Source organism: Clostridium frigoris (assembly GCF_018861865.1).
GTDB lineage: Bacteria > Bacillota > Clostridia > Clostridiales > Clostridiaceae > Clostridium_AD > Clostridium_AD frigoris.
Genome location: NZ_JAHLDV010000006.1, coordinates 27,890 through 44,476, shown reverse-complemented (window position 1 = coordinate 44,476; position 16,587 = coordinate 27,890). Strand labels below are relative to the sequence as shown.

Genomic DNA, 16,587 nt, shown 5'->3' with positions numbered 1-16,587 from the left:
AATGGCAACTGATGTTACAACAGCAACAAACGCAAAAGTACTAACAAGCGCAGAACAAGCAGCTTTATCTAGAGCAACTAGCAGAGGAACTGCAATTGTAAAGAAAGGCACAGCGATGGACCAAAATTCTTTCCTTAAAATACTTTCGGCTGAACTTACTAACCAAGATCCGACGGCTGCTAAAGATGGTACAGAATTTGTAGCTCAAATGGCACAATTTGCGTCACTTGAACAAATGTCAAATTTAAATAGCAATGTGACTTTTTCAAACTCAACTTCACTAGTGGGAAAGATGGTAGCTTTTGATAGTTATGATGATAAAGGAGTTCAACATGGTGGAACTGTTCAGGCTGTTTATAAGGATGCAGGTAAAACTTACATGGCAGTTCAATTGACAGATGGCACTACAAAAGATTTCCCAGCTGACACCTTATCAGATGTTATAGATGTATCAAGTGCTACATCAAATTATTTAAATAACAATACAGCATTTTCTGCTGCTATAAATTTAATGGGTAAACAAGTTACAACAAGAGTGATAGGGGATGCTAAAGTAGCTTATACAGGAAATGTTAAAAGTGTGGCTAAAACTACAACAGGAATTAATTTAACTATTTCTTATCAAGAAAATGGTGCTGATGTAACTAAGGATATAAGTTATGATGACATTTCAAAGGTAGGATAAAAAAGTAATTAATTAAGATAGTAAGGTGATGTTCAATATGTCCTATAGAGTAGTAAACGGCAAATTATTTTCAACGGCAAACTTTCCTGATTATTCAGGTGTTGGTTTACAAAATAAAAGTGCTCAAGTTAATAAAGATCAAAATAGTTTTAATAAAGTCTTAGATAAACAGATAAAAAAAGAAGAATGTTTCACAATATCGTCTCATGCAATACAAAGGCTTAATAGTAGAAATATAAACTTAAATGATGATGATAGGAAGAAAATTAATGAAGGTATAAATATGGCAGATAGCAAAGGCGCTAAACAATCATTAATATTGTACAAGGACATGGCTTTGATTACAAGCATTAAAAATAGAACTGTAATTACAGCAATGGATAAAAGTCAAAGCACAGGAAATGTAATAACAAATATAGATAGTGTAGTTATGATATAAGCTGGACCTTATAGGGAGCTTAACTTTGTGGAATGACAGAAGCAAAGTGATTACTAAAAAAATGGGGGTAATATTATGTTAAGATCGTTATATGCTGGAATAAGTGGAATGAAAGTAAATCAGCAAAAATTAGATATTATAGCAAATAATATAGCTAACGTTGGAACTACAGCGTTTAAGAGCTCAAGAATTAGATTTGAAGATATGGTAAGTCAAAGTATGTCTGATGCGTCTAAATCATCAACTAATACAGGTGGGGTTAATTCAAAGCAGATAGGCCTCGGAGTCCAAGTTGCTGGAATAGATACTATGGTTGGGCAGGGAATGATGCAACCAACTTCTAGAACTTTAGACGTTGCTGTGGATGGTGAAGGGTATTTAATGGTTGCTAAGGGAGCAGTTGGTGGGGAAGTTTCATTAGATACTACTACTAATACTATTACGGATGCTAGTGCTTTCCAGATTGCATATACAAGAGATGGAGCTTTATCACTAGATGATAATGGACATTTGTTAACTTCAGATGGGCAAAGAGTGCTAGGGTATGGTATGTCACCTGCAAGTTTAGATAACACTACTGATCCAGCTACTGCAACATTTGTAGATGCAAATCTTGCAACTACTGCAGCAGATGATACTAAACTTATACCACTATCAATACCAGAGACAATACCTAATGCGGCGGGTGTAGCACAGAAGGTAAAAACTTATTCTATAGATAAGGATGGAAGTATAAAGGCTGTCTTAGCAGATGGTTCTGTTGCGGCAGTTGGACAGATTGCTATGGCATCATTTAAAAATCCAGCCGGACTAAGTAAGACTGGAAAAAACGAATATATACAAACATCTAATTCAGGACAGCCTATTGTTAGATCAGGACTTAATACTACAAATCCAGATAATAGTAAAGGATATGGTGATATGCTTTCCGGAATGCTTGAAATGTCAAATGTTGATTTAGCCGAGCAGTTTACTGATATGATAGTTGCAAGTAGAGCCTTCCAGGCAATGGGTAAGACAATCACCACAGGTGATGAAATATTACAGGATATAATAGGTTTAAAGAGATAGAATAAAGTAATGTATCATAGGAGGGCCCATGATAAAACTTACAGGTTTAAACAATAAAGAATTTGTATTAAATGCAGAGGTTATAGAAAAGATTGAAATAATGCCAGAAACACTAATAACCTTAACAAATGGTAAGAAATATATTGTTATTGAAAGCACAGAAGAGGTAATTGAAGAAGTTTTAAAGTATAAGAATAGGATATTTACTGGCAAGTTTTAGGAGGCAATTGCATGAAGAAGCATGATTTTTTGACCACTATTGGAATAGTGACAGGATTTGGGTTAACGGTATGGGGGATGGCATCTGGTGGAACTAACTTAACAATATTTTTTGACCCGGCTTCTATAGCAATTACTGTGGGTGGATCATTTGCTGCACTGCTTATAGCTTATCCTATTTCAGCAATGAAGAGAGTTACAAAGGTTATAAGACAATCATTTAAAGAAAGCACATCATCTAGTACAGAAATTATTGATTGTTTTGTAAGCTTATCTAAAAAAGCACGAAAAGGTGGACTTTTATCTCTTGAGGATGACATAGCAATATTGCCAAATAAATTTTTAAAAAAAGGACTTCAAATGGTGGTCGATGGTATGGACCCTGAAACAATAAAAGAGATTATGGAACTGGAAATAGAAGAAATGGAAAGGCGTCACGGCGATGGAATTAATATGTTAAAAGCTTGGGCAGCTTATGCGCCAGCTTTTGGTATGCTTGGAACACTTATAGGACTTATTCAAATGTTATCAAGTCTAAGTGATGCTTCAGCCGTAGCTTCTGGTATGGGAAAAGCATTAATAACTACGTTCTATGGTGCATTACTTGCAAATTTAGTATTAATTCCTATGGCGCATAATTTAACCTATAAATCCAGTATTGAAGTAAATAATCGCGAAATGATGCTTGAGGGAATACTTTCAATACAATCTGGAGTAAATCCTAGAAGTGTTGAAGAAAGATTAACCGCTTATTTATCACCAGAGGCCAGAATTAAATTTATTGAAGAGCAGTCGAAAGTAGTTGAGGTGAGTGAGAATGTCTAGAAAAAAGAAGGTTAGACCAGAGATAAGAACAGATACTTGGCTGTCTACCTTTGCAGATACTATGACACTTCTTTTAACTTTTTTCGTAGTATTATATTCTTTTTCAACAGTTGATGCAACTAAGTTTAAACAAGTTGCATCATCTTTTCAATCTGTATTAACGGGCGAAACCGCAAAGGGTAGTTTGAATTTTAATGTGAAAGATGGAGAGGTTCCATTAGTTGGTTTGCCATTACAATCTGGAGCAGAAGGTTCTGATGCACAAAGTATTTATAAAAAGGTTCAAGGGTTTATAAAAAATAAAAAACTGGAGTCAATAGTTGTCATAAAGACAGACAATAGAGGTGTTATCATTCAACTTCGTGAAAATATTATATTTAAGAGTGGTAATGCAGAAATTATAGATAAAAGTAAGCCAGTTTTAAATTCAATAAATGCACTAATATCTACGTTTCCTAATGATATTGTAATAGAGGGACATACAGATAATGAACCAATTAGCAATTCTAAATATAAAAATAATTGGCAATTATCTTCAGATAGAGCGCTACAGGTACTTGAGTATTTTGTAGTAACAAAGGGACAGGCGCACCCAAACCGATTTAAATCTGTAGCTTGTGGTGAATATCAACCTATTGAAAAGAATAATAGTGATGATAATAGAGCTTTAAATAGAAGAGTTAATATTTTAATTGTTACAAATGACAAGGAGGCGATTGCAAAATGAGTGAAAAACCAAGCAAAGGAAATTCTTTAAGGTTAGTTATTATAGTATTACTCGGACTAATTGTAGTTGGAGGTGCGGCTTTTGGCGGTATGTATTTAGCTGGCAAAAAGGGGTCAACAACTACGGCTACAACAGCTAAGGTCGAAGTTACAACTGAGGTAACTTATTCTTTAGATGAATTCTTAGTGAATTTAACGGATACTGATGCAAAAAGGTACTTAAAGGTTTTAATTTACGTTGGTTATGGAGAAAATGCGGATTTAGCTACAGAACTTGAAACACAAAAGCCGGTTATCAGGGATTTAGTTATTAAAACTCTTAGAGCTAAGAAAACAGCTGATTTTGATGATAAGGTTGTTGATGGTATAAAGAAAGAACTAATAGCTGTAATAAACCCAGTTTTAACAAAAGGTAAAATAGATCATATATATTTTAATGATTTATTGGTTCAGTAGGTGATAAAATAATGGATAAAGAATTTTGGGTACTGATCTTTAAAATTGTAATATTTTTACCTTTTATATTGTGTATGTTATATTTGTCATTAAAATATGGTGGGACCAAACTTCGTAAATTGCAAGATGGTCGATATATGAGGGTACTCGATAGAATATCTTTATCTAAGGAAAATAGTATTGCAATTGTAAAAATTGGCGATAAAGCCTATGCTGTATCATCAAGTTTAAAAGATATTAAAATTCTATTTGAAGTACCTAGTGAAGAAATTATAAAAATAGAAAATATTAAAGAGCTACCTCAATACGAAGACATGAAGGATTTATTCAAAAAACATATTTTGAAAAAGCAAACTAAAGAGGAAGTTAAATATGAGAATAAGAAATAAAAATTTGTTTGTTTTTGCTCTAGCTCTTGCTATAACCTGTATAGCTACGATAAGTGTTGTACACGCGACTACAATACCAATACCTAAAATAAATATTTCAGTAGATAATGCAAATACACCAAAGGAGTATGTAGATAATATTAAGTTATTACTACTTCTAACGGTACTTACCTTATTGCCATCAATTATTATAATGACTACAAGTTTTGTAAGAATAATTATAGTGTTATCTTTATTTAAAAATGCTATAGGTATTCAAAATGCTGTGCCTAAAGAGGTTATAATTGGACTTGCTCTATTTTTAACGTTTTTTACTATGGCACCCACATTCACAAAAATTAATACAGAGGCTTTAACTCCTTACTTAAACAGTAAAATAACTCAAAAGGTTGCAATTGAAAAAGGTTCGAAACCTATGAGGGACTTTATGCTAAAACAGACAAGAGCAAAGGATTTAAAACTATTTTTGGATGTAGGTAAATTACAAGATACAGTTAAAAATCAAGTTGATGTTAATGGTAAAGAAGTATTAAAAGATGGAAAGCCTGTAGTTACATATGACAAAGTACCATTATATGCTGTTGTTCCATCATTTATGATAAGTGAATTAAGGCGAGCGTTTGAAATGGGATTTTTGTTGTTTTTGCCATTTATTATAATAGACATAGTAACAGGAAGTATACTTATGGCTATGGGAATGATGATGTTACCACCAGTTATGATTTCTCTTCCATTTAAATTATTGTTATTTGTTATGGTTGATGGATGGAACCTGCTTGTAAAAGCATTGATTATGAGTTTTAGTTGAGGTGAATTAAATGACAGAAAGTATTGTATTATCTGTAATAAAAGATGCTATTTATACTGCAATAATGGTATCGGCTCCAATTTTAGTTGTAGCTACTTTAGTAGGGCTAATAATAAGTATATTTCAAGCTACTACTCAAATCCAAGAGCAAACATTAACTTTTGTGCCAAAACTCGTTGCAGTTGCACTAATTGGCTTAGTGGCTGGCAGTTGGATGCTCCATATAATGCTTGATTTTACTACGAGAATTTTTGCACTTATAGCTAATATGGGAGGTTAGGTGGAATTGTTTTGACTAATATGGTTTACTATTTAGGCTTTATCATGGTACTCCTTAGAATATCAGCATTCTTTATGAGTTTACCAATTTTCTTCCCTAAATCTGCTCCGGCTATGCTAAAGGTCGGATTTTGTATTGTTTTCACTTATATAATTATGCCAGGTATTAATTATCAAAATGTAAATTTAATTACTAACAATGCAACGCTTATAATATTTTGCGTTTCAGAGGTTGTTACTGGTTTAATGCTTGGGTACTTAACAAAGTTTTGTTTTTATTCTGCTCAAATGGCTGGGCAGCTTATGGATTTCCAAATCGGATTTTCTATGATGAGTATGTTTGATCCGATATCTAACGATAATGTTACTTTACTTGGAAATTTACTTTATTGGGTAAGTATGGTAATGTTCTTCGTGGTGGATGGCCATCATATGTTAATTAGGGCAATTATCGATTCATTCAATAATGTTGAAATTGGAAAGTTTATATTATCGCAGCAAACGGCTATGATGATGGTGAAAGTTTTTATAGAGTTTTTCACACTGGGACTCAAAATAGCAATACCAGTTATTTTAATAATTATTATAACAGATTTAAGTATTGGTCTTGTTTCAAGAACAGTACCACAATTAAATGTTATGATTTTAGGTATGCCAATAAAAATAGTAATAGGACTTGCTTGTTTTTCATTAGTGCTTCCAGCTGTTATACAATTAATAGTGAATTCTTTTTACACTATTCCAGATATAATTAAGGGTTTATATAAAGTTATACCACTACTTGTATTTGTATCAGCTGATAGCGGTGAAAAAACTGAAGAGGCTACTCCTAAGAAGAAAAGTGAATCAAAGAAAAAAGGTCAAGTCGCTAAAAGTAAGGAATTATCTTCTACTACAACACTACTCACAGTAACAATTTTAATGGTAACTCTTGGTGCGTATACTTTAGACAATTTAAAAGGTATATTAATTCTTTTTTTAAACAATTATTTAAACTTTACACTTACAGAGTATACTTTTAAAACTGTGCTCCTTGTATCTCTCATGAAATTTGCTATTTTGATTTTACCAATTGTGGTTCCTATTATGATAATGGGAATAGTTGCAAGTCTCATGCAATCTGGGTTTATATTTACAGGTGAACCACTCAAACCAGATCTTAAAAAACTAGATCCCATAAGTGGTTTTAAGAAAATGTTCTCAATGAGATCAGTGGTGGATTTGATGAAAAATTTAGCAATAGTTACTGTTATATCAATAATAGCTTATAAATTTGTAAAAAATAATTATATGCAAATAATGACATACGGGAGTTTAAAAATAGAAGCTATTTTGGCGGCATTTGGAAGTCTTGTTGTGGATATATTTTTTAAAATAGCATTATTTATGCTTATAATATCTATAATTGATTTCGCTTATCAGAAATATAAACATAATAAAGAACTAAAAATGAGTATGCAGGAAATTAAGGAAGAATATAAGCAACAAGAAGGAGACCCACAAATTAAATCAAAAATTAGGCAAAAACAAAGAGAAATGGCATCTGGTAGAATGATGCAAGACGTACCTGATGCAACAGTTGTCATTACAAATCCAACCCACTTAGCTATTGCTATTAAGTATGAGCAAGGAGGGGATGGAGCACCTATAGTTGTGGCAATAGGTGCAGATAATGTAGCAATAAAGATAAAAGAAATTGCAAGTGAAAATGATATCCCAATTATTGAAAACAAACCTTTAGCAAGGTTAATATACAAGGAATTGGATGTAGGCTCAGAAATCCCAGCTGATATGTATCAAGCAGTAGCAGAGATATTAGCATTGGTATATAAACTGAAGAAAAAATAGTAAAGGATGATATTTGTGGCTGAAAAATCAAGATTTAACATTAAAAATAATTTGGATGTAATAGTTCCATTTGGTGTAATCGGGATAGTTTTAATGATAATTATTCCTTTACCAACAGCTCTTCTTGATGTAATAATTGCATTCAATATTACACTCGCAGTTGTAATTTTATTGTTAACAATGTTTACAACAGAAGTTTTGCAATTTTCAGTGTTTCCAACATTACTCTTAATTACAACACTTTTAAGATTAGGATTAAATATTTCATCTACAAGACTTGTATTAACTCAGGCTTATGCAGGAGATATTATAGAAGCTTTTGGTGAGTTTGTTGTTGGTGGTAATTATGTAGTTGGAATAATTATTTTCTTAATTATAATTATTATACAGTTTGTTGTTATTACAAGCGGTGCTGGTCGTGTATCTGAAGTTTCGGCAAGGTTTACATTAGATGCTATGCCAGGAAAACAAATGAGTATAGATGCTGATCTGAATGCAGGCGCTATAACTGAGGAACAAGCAAGAGATAGGAGAACAAAACTTCAAGATGAAGCTAGTTTTTATGGAGCTATGGATGGTGCATCAAAGTTCGTAAAAGGAGATGCAATAGCAGGTATAATTATTACTATAATTAATATCTTCGGTGGAATAATTATAGGTGTTGTAATGCTTGGTATGCCAATTGGGAATGCTGCAACTACATATGTTAGGCTTACAGTTGGAGATGGACTTGTAAGTCAAATACCAGCTCTTTTAATATCAACCGCATCAGGTATTTTGGTTACTAGATCTGGTAGTGATACAAATTTAGGAACCCAAATAACGTCGCAGCTTACTACATTCCCAAAGGCTATTGCTTTGGCATCAGTAGTATTAGTAGTTTTAGCTTGCATTCCAGGAATGCCTCATTTTGTTTTTATAATACTCGCTATTGCACTAGCAGCTAGCGCGTATTTCTTAAACAAGGATGCAAACGATCAAAAAATAATAAAATCAGAAACTGAAGAACAAGAATCTTTTGAAACAGAAAATAGAGAACCAGAAGATGTAATGAACTTAATTTCTGTTGAACCTATGGAGATAGAGATAGGTTATGGATTAATACCACTTGCAGATGAAGCTACAGGGGGAGATTTATTACAAAGAATAGCATCAGTAAGAAGGCAATGTGCATTAGAGATGGGAATTGTTGTACAACCTATTAGAATTAAAGATAATTTGCAACTAAAAACAAATGAATACGTAGTTAAGATAAGAGGTACTGTAATAATTAAAGGTGAATTAATGCCAAGCATGTTACTTTGCATTGATCCAAGTTCAGAAGATATTACTATTCAAGGTATTAATACTATTGAACCAACATTTGGATTACCAGCAGTATGGATAAATAATGACCAAAGAGAAGATGCTGAAATTAAGGGGTTAACAGTTGTAGACCCAACTACTGTAATGGTAACTCATTTAACGGAAACTATTAAGAATCATGCTTTTGAACTTCTAGGAAGACAGGAAACTAAGTTATTAATTGATTCGGTTAAAGAAAAATACAATACTGTAGTTGAAGAATTAATACCAGATCTTATGACAATTGGTGAAGTACAAAAGGTTCTTCAAAGTCTTCTTAAAGAAAAAGTTGCGATAAAAGATATGGTAACTATTCTAGAATCTTTAGCTGATAATGCTAGAATAACAAAGGACACAGAAGTACTAACAGAGTATGTACGTTTCGCGCTAGGACGAAGCATTTGTAATGGGCTAATTGACGATAATGGGGTTATGACAATTATGACGCTTTCGCCTGAAGTGGATAATATTATCGCAAATAATATTCAAAAATCTCTACAAGGTTCTTTCCCAGCAGTTGATCCAGATACTACTTCTAAAATACTAAATTCTATTAAAGAAAATATTAATACAATTTATTTCAATAATAACCAACCAGTAATACTTGTATCTCCTAAGATAAGACCAGCATTTAGAAGACTAATTGAAATGGTATTTCCTACGGTCTGTGTGCTTTCTCTTAATGAGATACCAAACGAAGTTGAGATTAAAACTGAAGGAGTTGTGACTCTATAATGATCATAAAACGTTATATAGTTAATACCATGAATGAAGCCATGACAAGAATAAGATATGAACTAGGAACAGATGCAGTAATTATAAGTCAAAGGAAAATTAGAAAACCTGGAATAAAGGGATATTTTTCTGGCAAAATTATTGAAGTTACTGCTGCAGTTGAAAATGAAGTATTAAATGAGAAAAAGCAAAATACAGTAAAGAGTAATGTGGTAAATAGTGATAATAGAAATAATAATAATAGAAATACTGATGAATTAAATAATATAGAACGAAATAGTATCGAAGCAATAAAAAAAGTTCTACATGAGGAAAATGCAAAAAATGATTTCCCAGGTGATAATCAAAAACAAACTAATTTTATACATAAAACTCCGAGTCAAAGTGAAAATAATTCAGAGAACTTAATGAGTGAAATGATGAAAATGAAAACTATGATTACTGAGCTTGCTCAAAAAAGTGACCTCGCTCAAAAGGGCGAGATTTCACTTGCGGGGAAGCCAATGGAAAATAAAAAGAGTGACATAGAAAAAATATTATTTGAGAATGAGGTAGATAGTGAAAACATTGAAAATATAATGATGAAAGTTAAAAATAATAAAACTGAAGAGAGTGATATTGAAAAATTAAAAATTGTATTAAGAGAAATAATTCATGTAGTCAAGCCAAAACTCGAAGGCAGAATAGTGCTTGTAGGTCCAACGGGTGTAGGAAAAACTACTACAATAGCAAAACTTGCAGGTAAGCTTGCACTAGCCGAAGGAAAAAAGGTAGGTCTCATTACTGTAGACACTTATAGAATAGGTGCAGTAGAACAGCTAAAAACCTATGCTGATATTATGAATTTACCTTTTAAGGTTGTATATAGCATGAATGATATGGACAAAGCAATAGAAAGTATGAGTGAATGTGAGGTAGTGTTGATTGATACTACAGGGCGAAGTAGTAAAAACAAAATGCAAATAGCTGAGCTTCGAACATTTGTAGAAAAAGTAGATACAAAAAATATCCATTTAGTACTAAGTTCTACAACAAAAAATAGTGATATGAAATATATTATTGAAGGATACCAAATTTTGAATTATAATAGTATAATAGTAACTAAATTAGATGAAACTTCCACTTATGGATCTATACTAAATATACTAGAAACAGCTAAAGTACCTCTTAGTTTTGTGTCAACTGGTCAAAATGTACCTGATGATATTAAAGAGTTATCTGCTGATTCAATTGTTAGTCTTATATTAGGAGAGGATTCTATATGCTAGACCAAGCACAAAGACTTAGACAAATGGTTGTAAAAAATGATAATAAGGTGGATTTGCAACCAAGAATTATAACCGTTACTTCTGGTAAAGGAGGAGTAGGTAAAAGCAATATAGTAGTAAATTTATCTATAGCACTTCAAAAGATGGGCAAAAAAGTTATGATTTTTGATGCAGATGTTGGTATGGGAAATGATGATATTATAATGGGATGCTCATCAAGATATAGTGTATTTGATGTTATAAGTAAAGGTAAAGAAATAGAGGAAGTTGTTTTAACTGGTCCATATGGCGTAAAACTTCTCCCAGGTGGTTCAGCCCTTACAAAAGTTGAGGATTTAACAGCAATAGAAAGAAATATGTTTTTAAATAAGCTTACAGCTTTAACAGGTCTTGATTATATAATAATGGATACAGGAGCTGGTGTAAACAAAAGTGTTTTGGGATTTATTGCTTGCTCAGAAGATTTAGTAATTGTAACAACACCCGAACCTACGTCGCTAACTGATGCGTATAGTTTACTCAAGGCTGTTAAGCATTTTAATATTAAAAATTCTGCTAAAGTTATAATAAATAGGTCCCTTGACAATAATGAAGCTAATTTAACCTTTAATAAATTTAATAATGCTGTTACTAAATTTCTAGATATGAAACTGGAGTATTTGGGTAAAATTAGTGAGGATAAGAAATTGTCTTATGCAGTAAGGCAACAACAGCCTGTAGTTGTAAGTTATCCGAATTCTGGTGCGGCTCAGGATATAAATAAAATTGCAAGTAAAATTGCAGGCGAGAAGGATAAAGCATGTGGTAGTGGTATAGAGGGGCTATTTAAGAAAATTTTCAGTATTTTTTCATAAGGGGTTGTGATAGTTGATTAAAGTTGACTTTAAATTAAATAAGAAGCTAGAAATATTAGTTGATGAAAAATATTTTAATAGCAATGTGCAAGACGTAACAGACGATTACATAGCAATTAGTATTCCTACCAATGCTGGAGAGTATCTCCCATTGTCAAAAGGAGCAATTATTGATGTAATCTATTACGAAGAAGAAAATATTTATAAATTTGCATCTTCAATTATAGGACGTAAATTTGAAAATATACCCATTCTACTGTTAGCAAAACCAGTGGAAATAAAAAAGATACAAAGAAGAAAATATGTTAGAGTACCATTGATAAAAGCTGCTAAATATATAAATTTTAAGAATGAGCCGAAAGTCAATCATAGTACTATTGATAATAGTAAATATTTAAAGACAGTAGTTGTTGATTTAAGTGGTGGTGGCATGAAAGTTAAGGTGTCTGAGGAAGTTAGCCCTAATGATTTTCTATTAGTATCATTAACTGTAAACGAAGAAGAGATACTCATTGTGGGGAAAACAAAGAGGATAACGAAAGAAGATGACGGTAGGTTTATTTGTGGTCTTAGTTTCGAATCTTTAGATAACGCAACTCGCGAGCAACTTATTAGATATATCTTTCAACTTATGAGAAATCAAATGAAAAAAATTTGAGGAGGTTTTTAAATGTCCATAGCTAAGGCAGATGATATAAGAGAGCAAATTGTAAAAAAGCATATACCCTTAGTTAAATATATTGCATCTAGAGTAATTATTGGCAAAACTAAGTATGTTGAATATGAAGACTTAATTAGTTATGGTATGCTAGGCCTTATGGATGCTTTAGGGAAATATGATGCCACTAAAGGTATGAAGTTTTCAAGTTATGCATCAATAAGAATAAAAGGTGCTATGATAGATGAACTTAGGCGTAATAGCCCCATATCTAAAGGCGCTATGGATAAACTTAATAGATACAACGAAGCTATTGAAAAGCTTCAGAAGTGCTTATATAGGGAACCAACAAATCATGAAATTGCAAGGGAGCTTTGTATTACAATAAATGAAGTGGCGAGCATTGAAAACAATATAAATTATATATCCGTAGTTTCGCTTGAGGATTTGATTTTTTCAGAAGATGATGACATGCCACTTAGTGGTACTATTAAGGACAATAGGAGTCCAAGCCCTGAGGGAGCATTAGAAGAAAAAGAACAAATTGAATATTTAGCTTTAGGACTAGATAGCATTAAAGAAAAAGATAAACTTGTTTTAACCTTATATTATTTTGAAGGTCTTACTCTTAAGGAAATAGGAAATATTTTGAGCGTATCTGAATCACGAGTTTGTCAACTCCATAGCAGAGCTCTTATAAATCTAAGAAAGGCCTTATCTAAACTTAAATATGCTTTATAATATATAAATTATATACTAATAATTAAATTTTTAAGATTTGGGGTGAATATATGACAGGTTTATTAATTTTTATTGGGCTAATCCTTATAGTTTTAAATGTATTATCTATAAAAAAACAAAACAAGTCCTTTAATGGAGTTTTAGGAAACGCTATGGGAAATATTCAAGATGATGATATTCGGATAGGTGAACTTAGGCGAGAGTTTTCTGAAAGCATTTTAGAACTTCAAAGCGAAATAATGGAAATTAAAGAGCTTATGGTGAAAAATGAAAAAATACATAAAGACTACGACGCGAAGTACGAAAATAAAAAGAATACTATTTCTATAGATGATACTAGAACAGATAATGAAAATACTACAAGCAATTATAATGTAGAAGAAAATTATAATAAAGCAATAGATGAACCTAATAAGAGTAATGAAAAAGTTGAGGAAATAAAAAGGTTATTTAGTGAAGGTTCATCTATTGACGAAGTTTGTGAAGTATTGCATTTAGGTAAGGGGGAAGTACTATTAATAAAGGATTTATATATAAGATAAAAAAATTAATAGACTTTTTAAGTGACAGGAAACTTTTGATAGGAATAGGAATAGGTCTTATTATAGCTTCTATTTTACTGGTTGGGACAAAAATAAATTATGAAATGAGTAAAGGTAATATTGAAATTAAGGCAAGAGGATATGGTATGCGTTTCCCAGATGAAATGCCAATAATTATTAAGGATGTGAAAAAATGATTAGAGCCTTATATACAGCAGTTACGGGACTAATAACTGGAGAAGCGAAGCAAAGCGTAGTAACTAGTAATATAGCAAATTCGAATACAAATGGATATAAAGCTGAGAATCTTTCTGTTAAATCATTTGATGATGTTTTAATACAAAACTATGACAAAATGGTAAATGGTAAAAATACAAAAAATATTATTGGTTCTCTTAGTCAGGGAAGTAAAGTTGACGATGTGAATACAGATTTTACTCAAGGGGTTCTACAAACAACAGATAAATCTACAGATTTTGCAATTGAAGGAAAGGGTTTTTTTACAGTCCAAAGTGATAATGGCATAACTAATAAAAATTATTATACAAGAACTGGTGATTTTCATGTTGATGGAAGTGGATATCTAGTAACTGATAGTGGCGATAAAGTTTTAGGTAAAAATAATGCGACAAATGCTATAGAACCGATATTTGTAGGTGATGGCAAACTTCAAGCTGATAAATATGGAAACGTTAATATTAATGGTAAAAGTCAATACAAATTTGATTTAGTCGACTTTAAAGATTATAACACTATTAAAAAAGTTGGAGATAATTTGTACTCTGCAGCAAATCCTATTCAAAACTCAAATGTTATTGTAAGACAAGGATCTCTTGAAAAATCAAATGTTAATGTCACAACTGAAATGGTAAATATGATGGAAATCATGAGAAATTTTGAAAGTAATCAAAAAGTTATGCAAGCTATTGATGAGACTTTAGGTAAAGCTGTTAATGATGTAGGAACTGTTAGATAAAATATAAATGGGGGGAGTGAGTAACATATGTTAAGACTTATATGGGATAGTAAAAGTGCTATGATGGCACAACAAGAAAAATTAGATACTATATCAAATAACATTGCAAATGTAAATACAAATGGATATAAAAAGCTTAATACAAATTTTAAAGACCTTGTTTACGAGACAATTGATAGAAAAGGTTATCCAGTAAGTACTGGTTCAAAAACCACACTCCAAAATGGTACAGGTGTTAGAGTAGGGGAATGGAAAAGAGATAATACACAAGGCTCACTTACTCAGACAAGCTTATCAACTGATTTAGCTATAGATGGAACTGGTTATTTTGAAGTTACCCAACCAGACGGTAGTAAGGCTTATACAAGGGCTGGCAATTTCCTTTCAGATGCAAGTGGAACTATAGTTGATGAGAAGGGAAACAGATTAAGTATAGTTGATGCTGGTGGTAAAAATATTAATACAGTTAATGGAAATTATAAATTTACTGCCAATAATTTTCAGGTTGATCAAAGCGGCAATGTATCTATAAAGGGTGACAATGCTGTTGTAGGGAAAATAAAGATTTCAACTGTTGTAGGTGATAATTCTATGATCTCAATAGGTGATAATTTGTTTCAGCCAAAACCTGGCACAAGGGTAATGGATAGTAAAGATTATTCTATTGATCAAGGGTACTTAGAACAATCGAATGTTGATATTGCTACTGAAATGACAGATATGCTTATGACTCAAAGAGCTTTTCAGCTTAGCTCAAGTACTTTAAAGACAGCTGATGAAATGTGGCAAATGGCTAATAATTTACGTGGATGATTAGTTTATAAGTGTTTTGACATGCTTTTTAAAGTATGTCTTTTTTTGATTACAATAAATAATATAAAAAATAGTTTTAATTGGAGAGAATTCCTCATATATTATTAGTAAAGTACATAATGATATGATTTAGGAGGGTGATCATGGGGATAGGATATATAATTGGTTGTTTATTTAGCATATTACTGTGGGGATTTGATAGACAAAGGGTATCTAGTTTTATTAATATAAAATTAAAGAATAAAATTAAAAACACATATGTAGTGCAATTTTTGTATCTATGTTTTATATTTATTATATATTTGGGGCTTATTTTTATAAAAGACAACCAATTATATAATGCTATTACAGCGTTTATAGTAATAGATATTAGTAATACAGAGAGAAAAAATTTAAAAAAGAATGATAAAAAACATTTTTATGACACAATATCTACTATATCTAGAGCTCTTATATGTGGATTTATAGCACCTTTATTTATAATTATAATGTTTGGTAATGCTGCAGCGATTGTGTTTGCGATATTATATAATTTAAGTAATGATGTTGATTTGAATATATTAGGTTTTATTATTTCTATAGCTATTATAATACCATCAATAATAGCTGAAGTTTTTTTATATATAATTTATGTGTTTAGAAATCAAAATTTAATGATAAAATTTAAAGGAGATTACATTAGTAATCTTTTGGTAGTACCTCTTCTGAATGTTGATATTTTAGCTGCCTTTATCGAATCAGTTAATTTTTATTCTTATCATAATAGTAACAATATGCATTATCTAAAATCTTATGGTGACTATAACAATAAGATTGATAACGTATGCATTAAGGACTATTTAAGCATAAGCTATTCTATATGTTTCCTAGTTTTTATAGCTTTTCTTGTTATACAGTTAAAATAGAGATAT

The 16,587-nt window shown here is 31.5% G+C and carries 20 protein-coding genes; all 20 read left to right on the top strand.

Annotated elements, in window-relative coordinates; all coding sequences use genetic code 11:
• Position 1: 1 nt before the first annotated feature.
• A complete protein-coding gene (locus tag KPL37_RS04595; protein WP_216146239.1) occupies positions 2-685 on the top strand; it encodes a flagellar hook capping FlgD N-terminal domain-containing protein in 684 nt (227 codons plus the stop codon).
• Positions 686-722: 37 nt separating this feature from the next.
• On the top strand, positions 723-1,124 hold the full coding sequence (locus KPL37_RS04590) for a TIGR02530 family flagellar biosynthesis protein (protein WP_216146238.1): 402 nt from the start codon (positions 723-725) through the stop codon (positions 1,122-1,124).
• Between the two features lie 75 nt (positions 1,125-1,199).
• Positions 1,200-2,195, top strand: coding sequence for a flagellar hook-basal body complex protein (locus KPL37_RS04585; protein WP_216146237.1), 996 nt, complete (start codon positions 1,200-1,202; stop codon positions 2,193-2,195).
• Between the two features lie 28 nt (positions 2,196-2,223).
• Entirely contained in the window at positions 2,224-2,415 is a 192-nt protein-coding gene (locus KPL37_RS04580) for a flagellar FlbD family protein (RefSeq protein WP_216146236.1), read from the top strand.
• Positions 2,416-2,426: 11 nt separating this feature from the next.
• The gene (locus KPL37_RS04575; protein WP_216146235.1) at positions 2,427-3,239 is read left to right on the top strand and encodes a motility protein A; all 813 of its coding nucleotides are present in this window, start codon (positions 2,427-2,429) and stop codon (positions 3,237-3,239) included.
• Positions 3,232-3,966, top strand: a complete 735-nt coding sequence (locus KPL37_RS04570) for a flagellar motor protein MotB (RefSeq protein ID WP_216146234.1) — start codon at positions 3,232-3,234, stop codon at positions 3,964-3,966. The genes KPL37_RS04575 and KPL37_RS04570 overlap by 8 nt, the downstream gene beginning before the upstream one ends.
• Positions 3,963-4,421 (top strand): flagellar basal body-associated FliL family protein, encoded by a 459-nt coding sequence (locus KPL37_RS04565; protein WP_216146233.1) that lies wholly within the window; start codon positions 3,963-3,965, stop codon positions 4,419-4,421. The genes KPL37_RS04570 and KPL37_RS04565 overlap by 4 nt, the downstream gene beginning before the upstream one ends.
• Before the next feature lie 11 nt (positions 4,422-4,432).
• Positions 4,433-4,810, top strand: a complete 378-nt coding sequence (locus tag KPL37_RS04560; RefSeq protein ID WP_216146232.1) for a flagellar biosynthetic protein FliO — start codon at positions 4,433-4,435, stop codon at positions 4,808-4,810.
• Positions 4,794-5,618 carry a flagellar type III secretion system pore protein FliP gene (gene fliP / locus KPL37_RS04555; protein WP_216146231.1) on the top strand — a complete coding sequence of 275 codons (825 nt, stop codon included), beginning with the start codon at positions 4,794-4,796 and terminating at the stop codon, positions 5,616-5,618. The genes KPL37_RS04560 and fliP overlap by 17 nt, the downstream gene beginning before the upstream one ends.
• Positions 5,619-5,628: 10 nt before the next feature.
• The gene (gene fliQ / locus KPL37_RS04550; protein ID WP_216146230.1) at positions 5,629-5,898 is read left to right on the top strand and encodes a flagellar biosynthesis protein FliQ; all 270 of its coding nucleotides are present in this window, start codon (positions 5,629-5,631) and stop codon (positions 5,896-5,898) included.
• An 11-nt stretch (positions 5,899-5,909) separates the two neighbouring features.
• On the top strand, positions 5,910-7,745 hold the full coding sequence (locus KPL37_RS04545) for a fused FliR family export protein/FlhB family type III secretion system protein (protein WP_425514023.1): 1,836 nt from the start codon (positions 5,910-5,912) through the stop codon (positions 7,743-7,745).
• Between the two features lie 6 nt (positions 7,746-7,751).
• Positions 7,752-9,824 (top strand): flagellar biosynthesis protein FlhA, encoded by a 2,073-nt coding sequence (gene flhA / locus KPL37_RS04540; protein WP_216146229.1) that lies wholly within the window; start codon positions 7,752-7,754, stop codon positions 9,822-9,824.
• Complete coding sequence (gene flhF, locus KPL37_RS04535) at positions 9,824-11,092, top strand: flagellar biosynthesis GTPase FlhF (protein ID WP_216146228.1); 1,269 nt, start codon at positions 9,824-9,826, stop codon at positions 11,090-11,092. The genes flhA and flhF overlap by 1 nt, the downstream gene beginning before the upstream one ends.
• Complete coding sequence (locus tag KPL37_RS04530) at positions 11,086-11,946, top strand: MinD/ParA family protein (protein WP_216146227.1); 861 nt, start codon at positions 11,086-11,088, stop codon at positions 11,944-11,946. Before flhF ends, KPL37_RS04530 begins: the two co-directional genes overlap by 7 nt.
• Positions 11,947-11,959: 13 nt before the next feature.
• Complete coding sequence (locus KPL37_RS04525; protein WP_216146226.1) at positions 11,960-12,604, top strand: flagellar brake protein; 645 nt, start codon at positions 11,960-11,962, stop codon at positions 12,602-12,604.
• A 12-nt stretch (positions 12,605-12,616) separates the two neighbouring features.
• A complete protein-coding gene (locus tag KPL37_RS04520) occupies positions 12,617-13,345 on the top strand; it encodes a FliA/WhiG family RNA polymerase sigma factor (protein WP_216146225.1) in 729 nt (242 codons plus the stop codon).
• Between the two features lie 50 nt (positions 13,346-13,395).
• Positions 13,396-13,887 carry a DUF6115 domain-containing protein gene (locus KPL37_RS04515; protein WP_216146224.1) on the top strand — a complete coding sequence of 164 codons (492 nt, stop codon included), beginning with the start codon at positions 13,396-13,398 and terminating at the stop codon, positions 13,885-13,887.
• A gap of 193 nt (positions 13,888-14,080) precedes the next feature.
• Complete coding sequence (locus KPL37_RS04510) at positions 14,081-14,863, top strand: flagellar hook-basal body complex protein (protein ID WP_216146223.1); 783 nt, start codon at positions 14,081-14,083, stop codon at positions 14,861-14,863.
• Positions 14,864-14,890: 27 nt separating this feature from the next.
• Positions 14,891-15,676, top strand: a complete 786-nt coding sequence (locus tag KPL37_RS04505) for a flagellar hook-basal body complex protein (protein ID WP_216146222.1) — start codon at positions 14,891-14,893, stop codon at positions 15,674-15,676.
• A 143-nt stretch (positions 15,677-15,819) separates the two neighbouring features.
• Entirely contained in the window at positions 15,820-16,581 is a 762-nt protein-coding gene (locus KPL37_RS04500) for a hypothetical protein (protein ID WP_216146221.1), read from the top strand.
• Positions 16,582-16,587: the final 6 nt, after the last annotated feature.

Coding starts and splice junctions, on each gene's coding strand:
- KPL37_RS04560 (WP_216146232.1), top strand. CDS start 4,433: ATGGATAAAGAATTTTGGGTACTGATCTTTAAAATTGTAATATTTTTA.
- KPL37_RS04595 (WP_216146239.1), top strand. CDS start 2: ATGGCAACTGATGTTACAACAGCAACAAACGCAAAAGTACTAACAAGC.
- flhF (WP_216146228.1), top strand. CDS start 9,824: ATGATCATAAAACGTTATATAGTTAATACCATGAATGAAGCCATGACA.
- KPL37_RS04505 (WP_216146222.1), top strand. CDS start 14,891: ATGTTAAGACTTATATGGGATAGTAAAAGTGCTATGATGGCACAACAA.
- KPL37_RS04520 (WP_216146225.1), top strand. CDS start 12,617: ATGTCCATAGCTAAGGCAGATGATATAAGAGAGCAAATTGTAAAAAAG.
- KPL37_RS04585 (WP_216146237.1), top strand. CDS start 1,200: ATGTTAAGATCGTTATATGCTGGAATAAGTGGAATGAAAGTAAATCAG.
- KPL37_RS04510 (WP_216146223.1), top strand. CDS start 14,081: ATGATTAGAGCCTTATATACAGCAGTTACGGGACTAATAACTGGAGAA.
- fliP (WP_216146231.1), top strand. CDS start 4,794: ATGAGAATAAGAAATAAAAATTTGTTTGTTTTTGCTCTAGCTCTTGCT.
- KPL37_RS04500 (WP_216146221.1), top strand. CDS start 15,820: ATGGGGATAGGATATATAATTGGTTGTTTATTTAGCATATTACTGTGG.
- KPL37_RS04570 (WP_216146234.1), top strand. CDS start 3,232: ATGTCTAGAAAAAAGAAGGTTAGACCAGAGATAAGAACAGATACTTGG.
- KPL37_RS04590 (WP_216146238.1), top strand. CDS start 723: ATGTCCTATAGAGTAGTAAACGGCAAATTATTTTCAACGGCAAACTTT.
- fliQ (WP_216146230.1), top strand. CDS start 5,629: ATGACAGAAAGTATTGTATTATCTGTAATAAAAGATGCTATTTATACT.
- KPL37_RS04575 (WP_216146235.1), top strand. CDS start 2,427: ATGAAGAAGCATGATTTTTTGACCACTATTGGAATAGTGACAGGATTT.
- KPL37_RS04565 (WP_216146233.1), top strand. CDS start 3,963: ATGAGTGAAAAACCAAGCAAAGGAAATTCTTTAAGGTTAGTTATTATA.
- KPL37_RS04530 (WP_216146227.1), top strand. CDS start 11,086: ATGCTAGACCAAGCACAAAGACTTAGACAAATGGTTGTAAAAAATGAT.
- KPL37_RS04580 (WP_216146236.1), top strand. CDS start 2,224: ATGATAAAACTTACAGGTTTAAACAATAAAGAATTTGTATTAAATGCA.
- KPL37_RS04515 (WP_216146224.1), top strand. CDS start 13,396: ATGACAGGTTTATTAATTTTTATTGGGCTAATCCTTATAGTTTTAAAT.
- flhA (WP_216146229.1), top strand. CDS start 7,752: ATGATATTTGTGGCTGAAAAATCAAGATTTAACATTAAAAATAATTTG.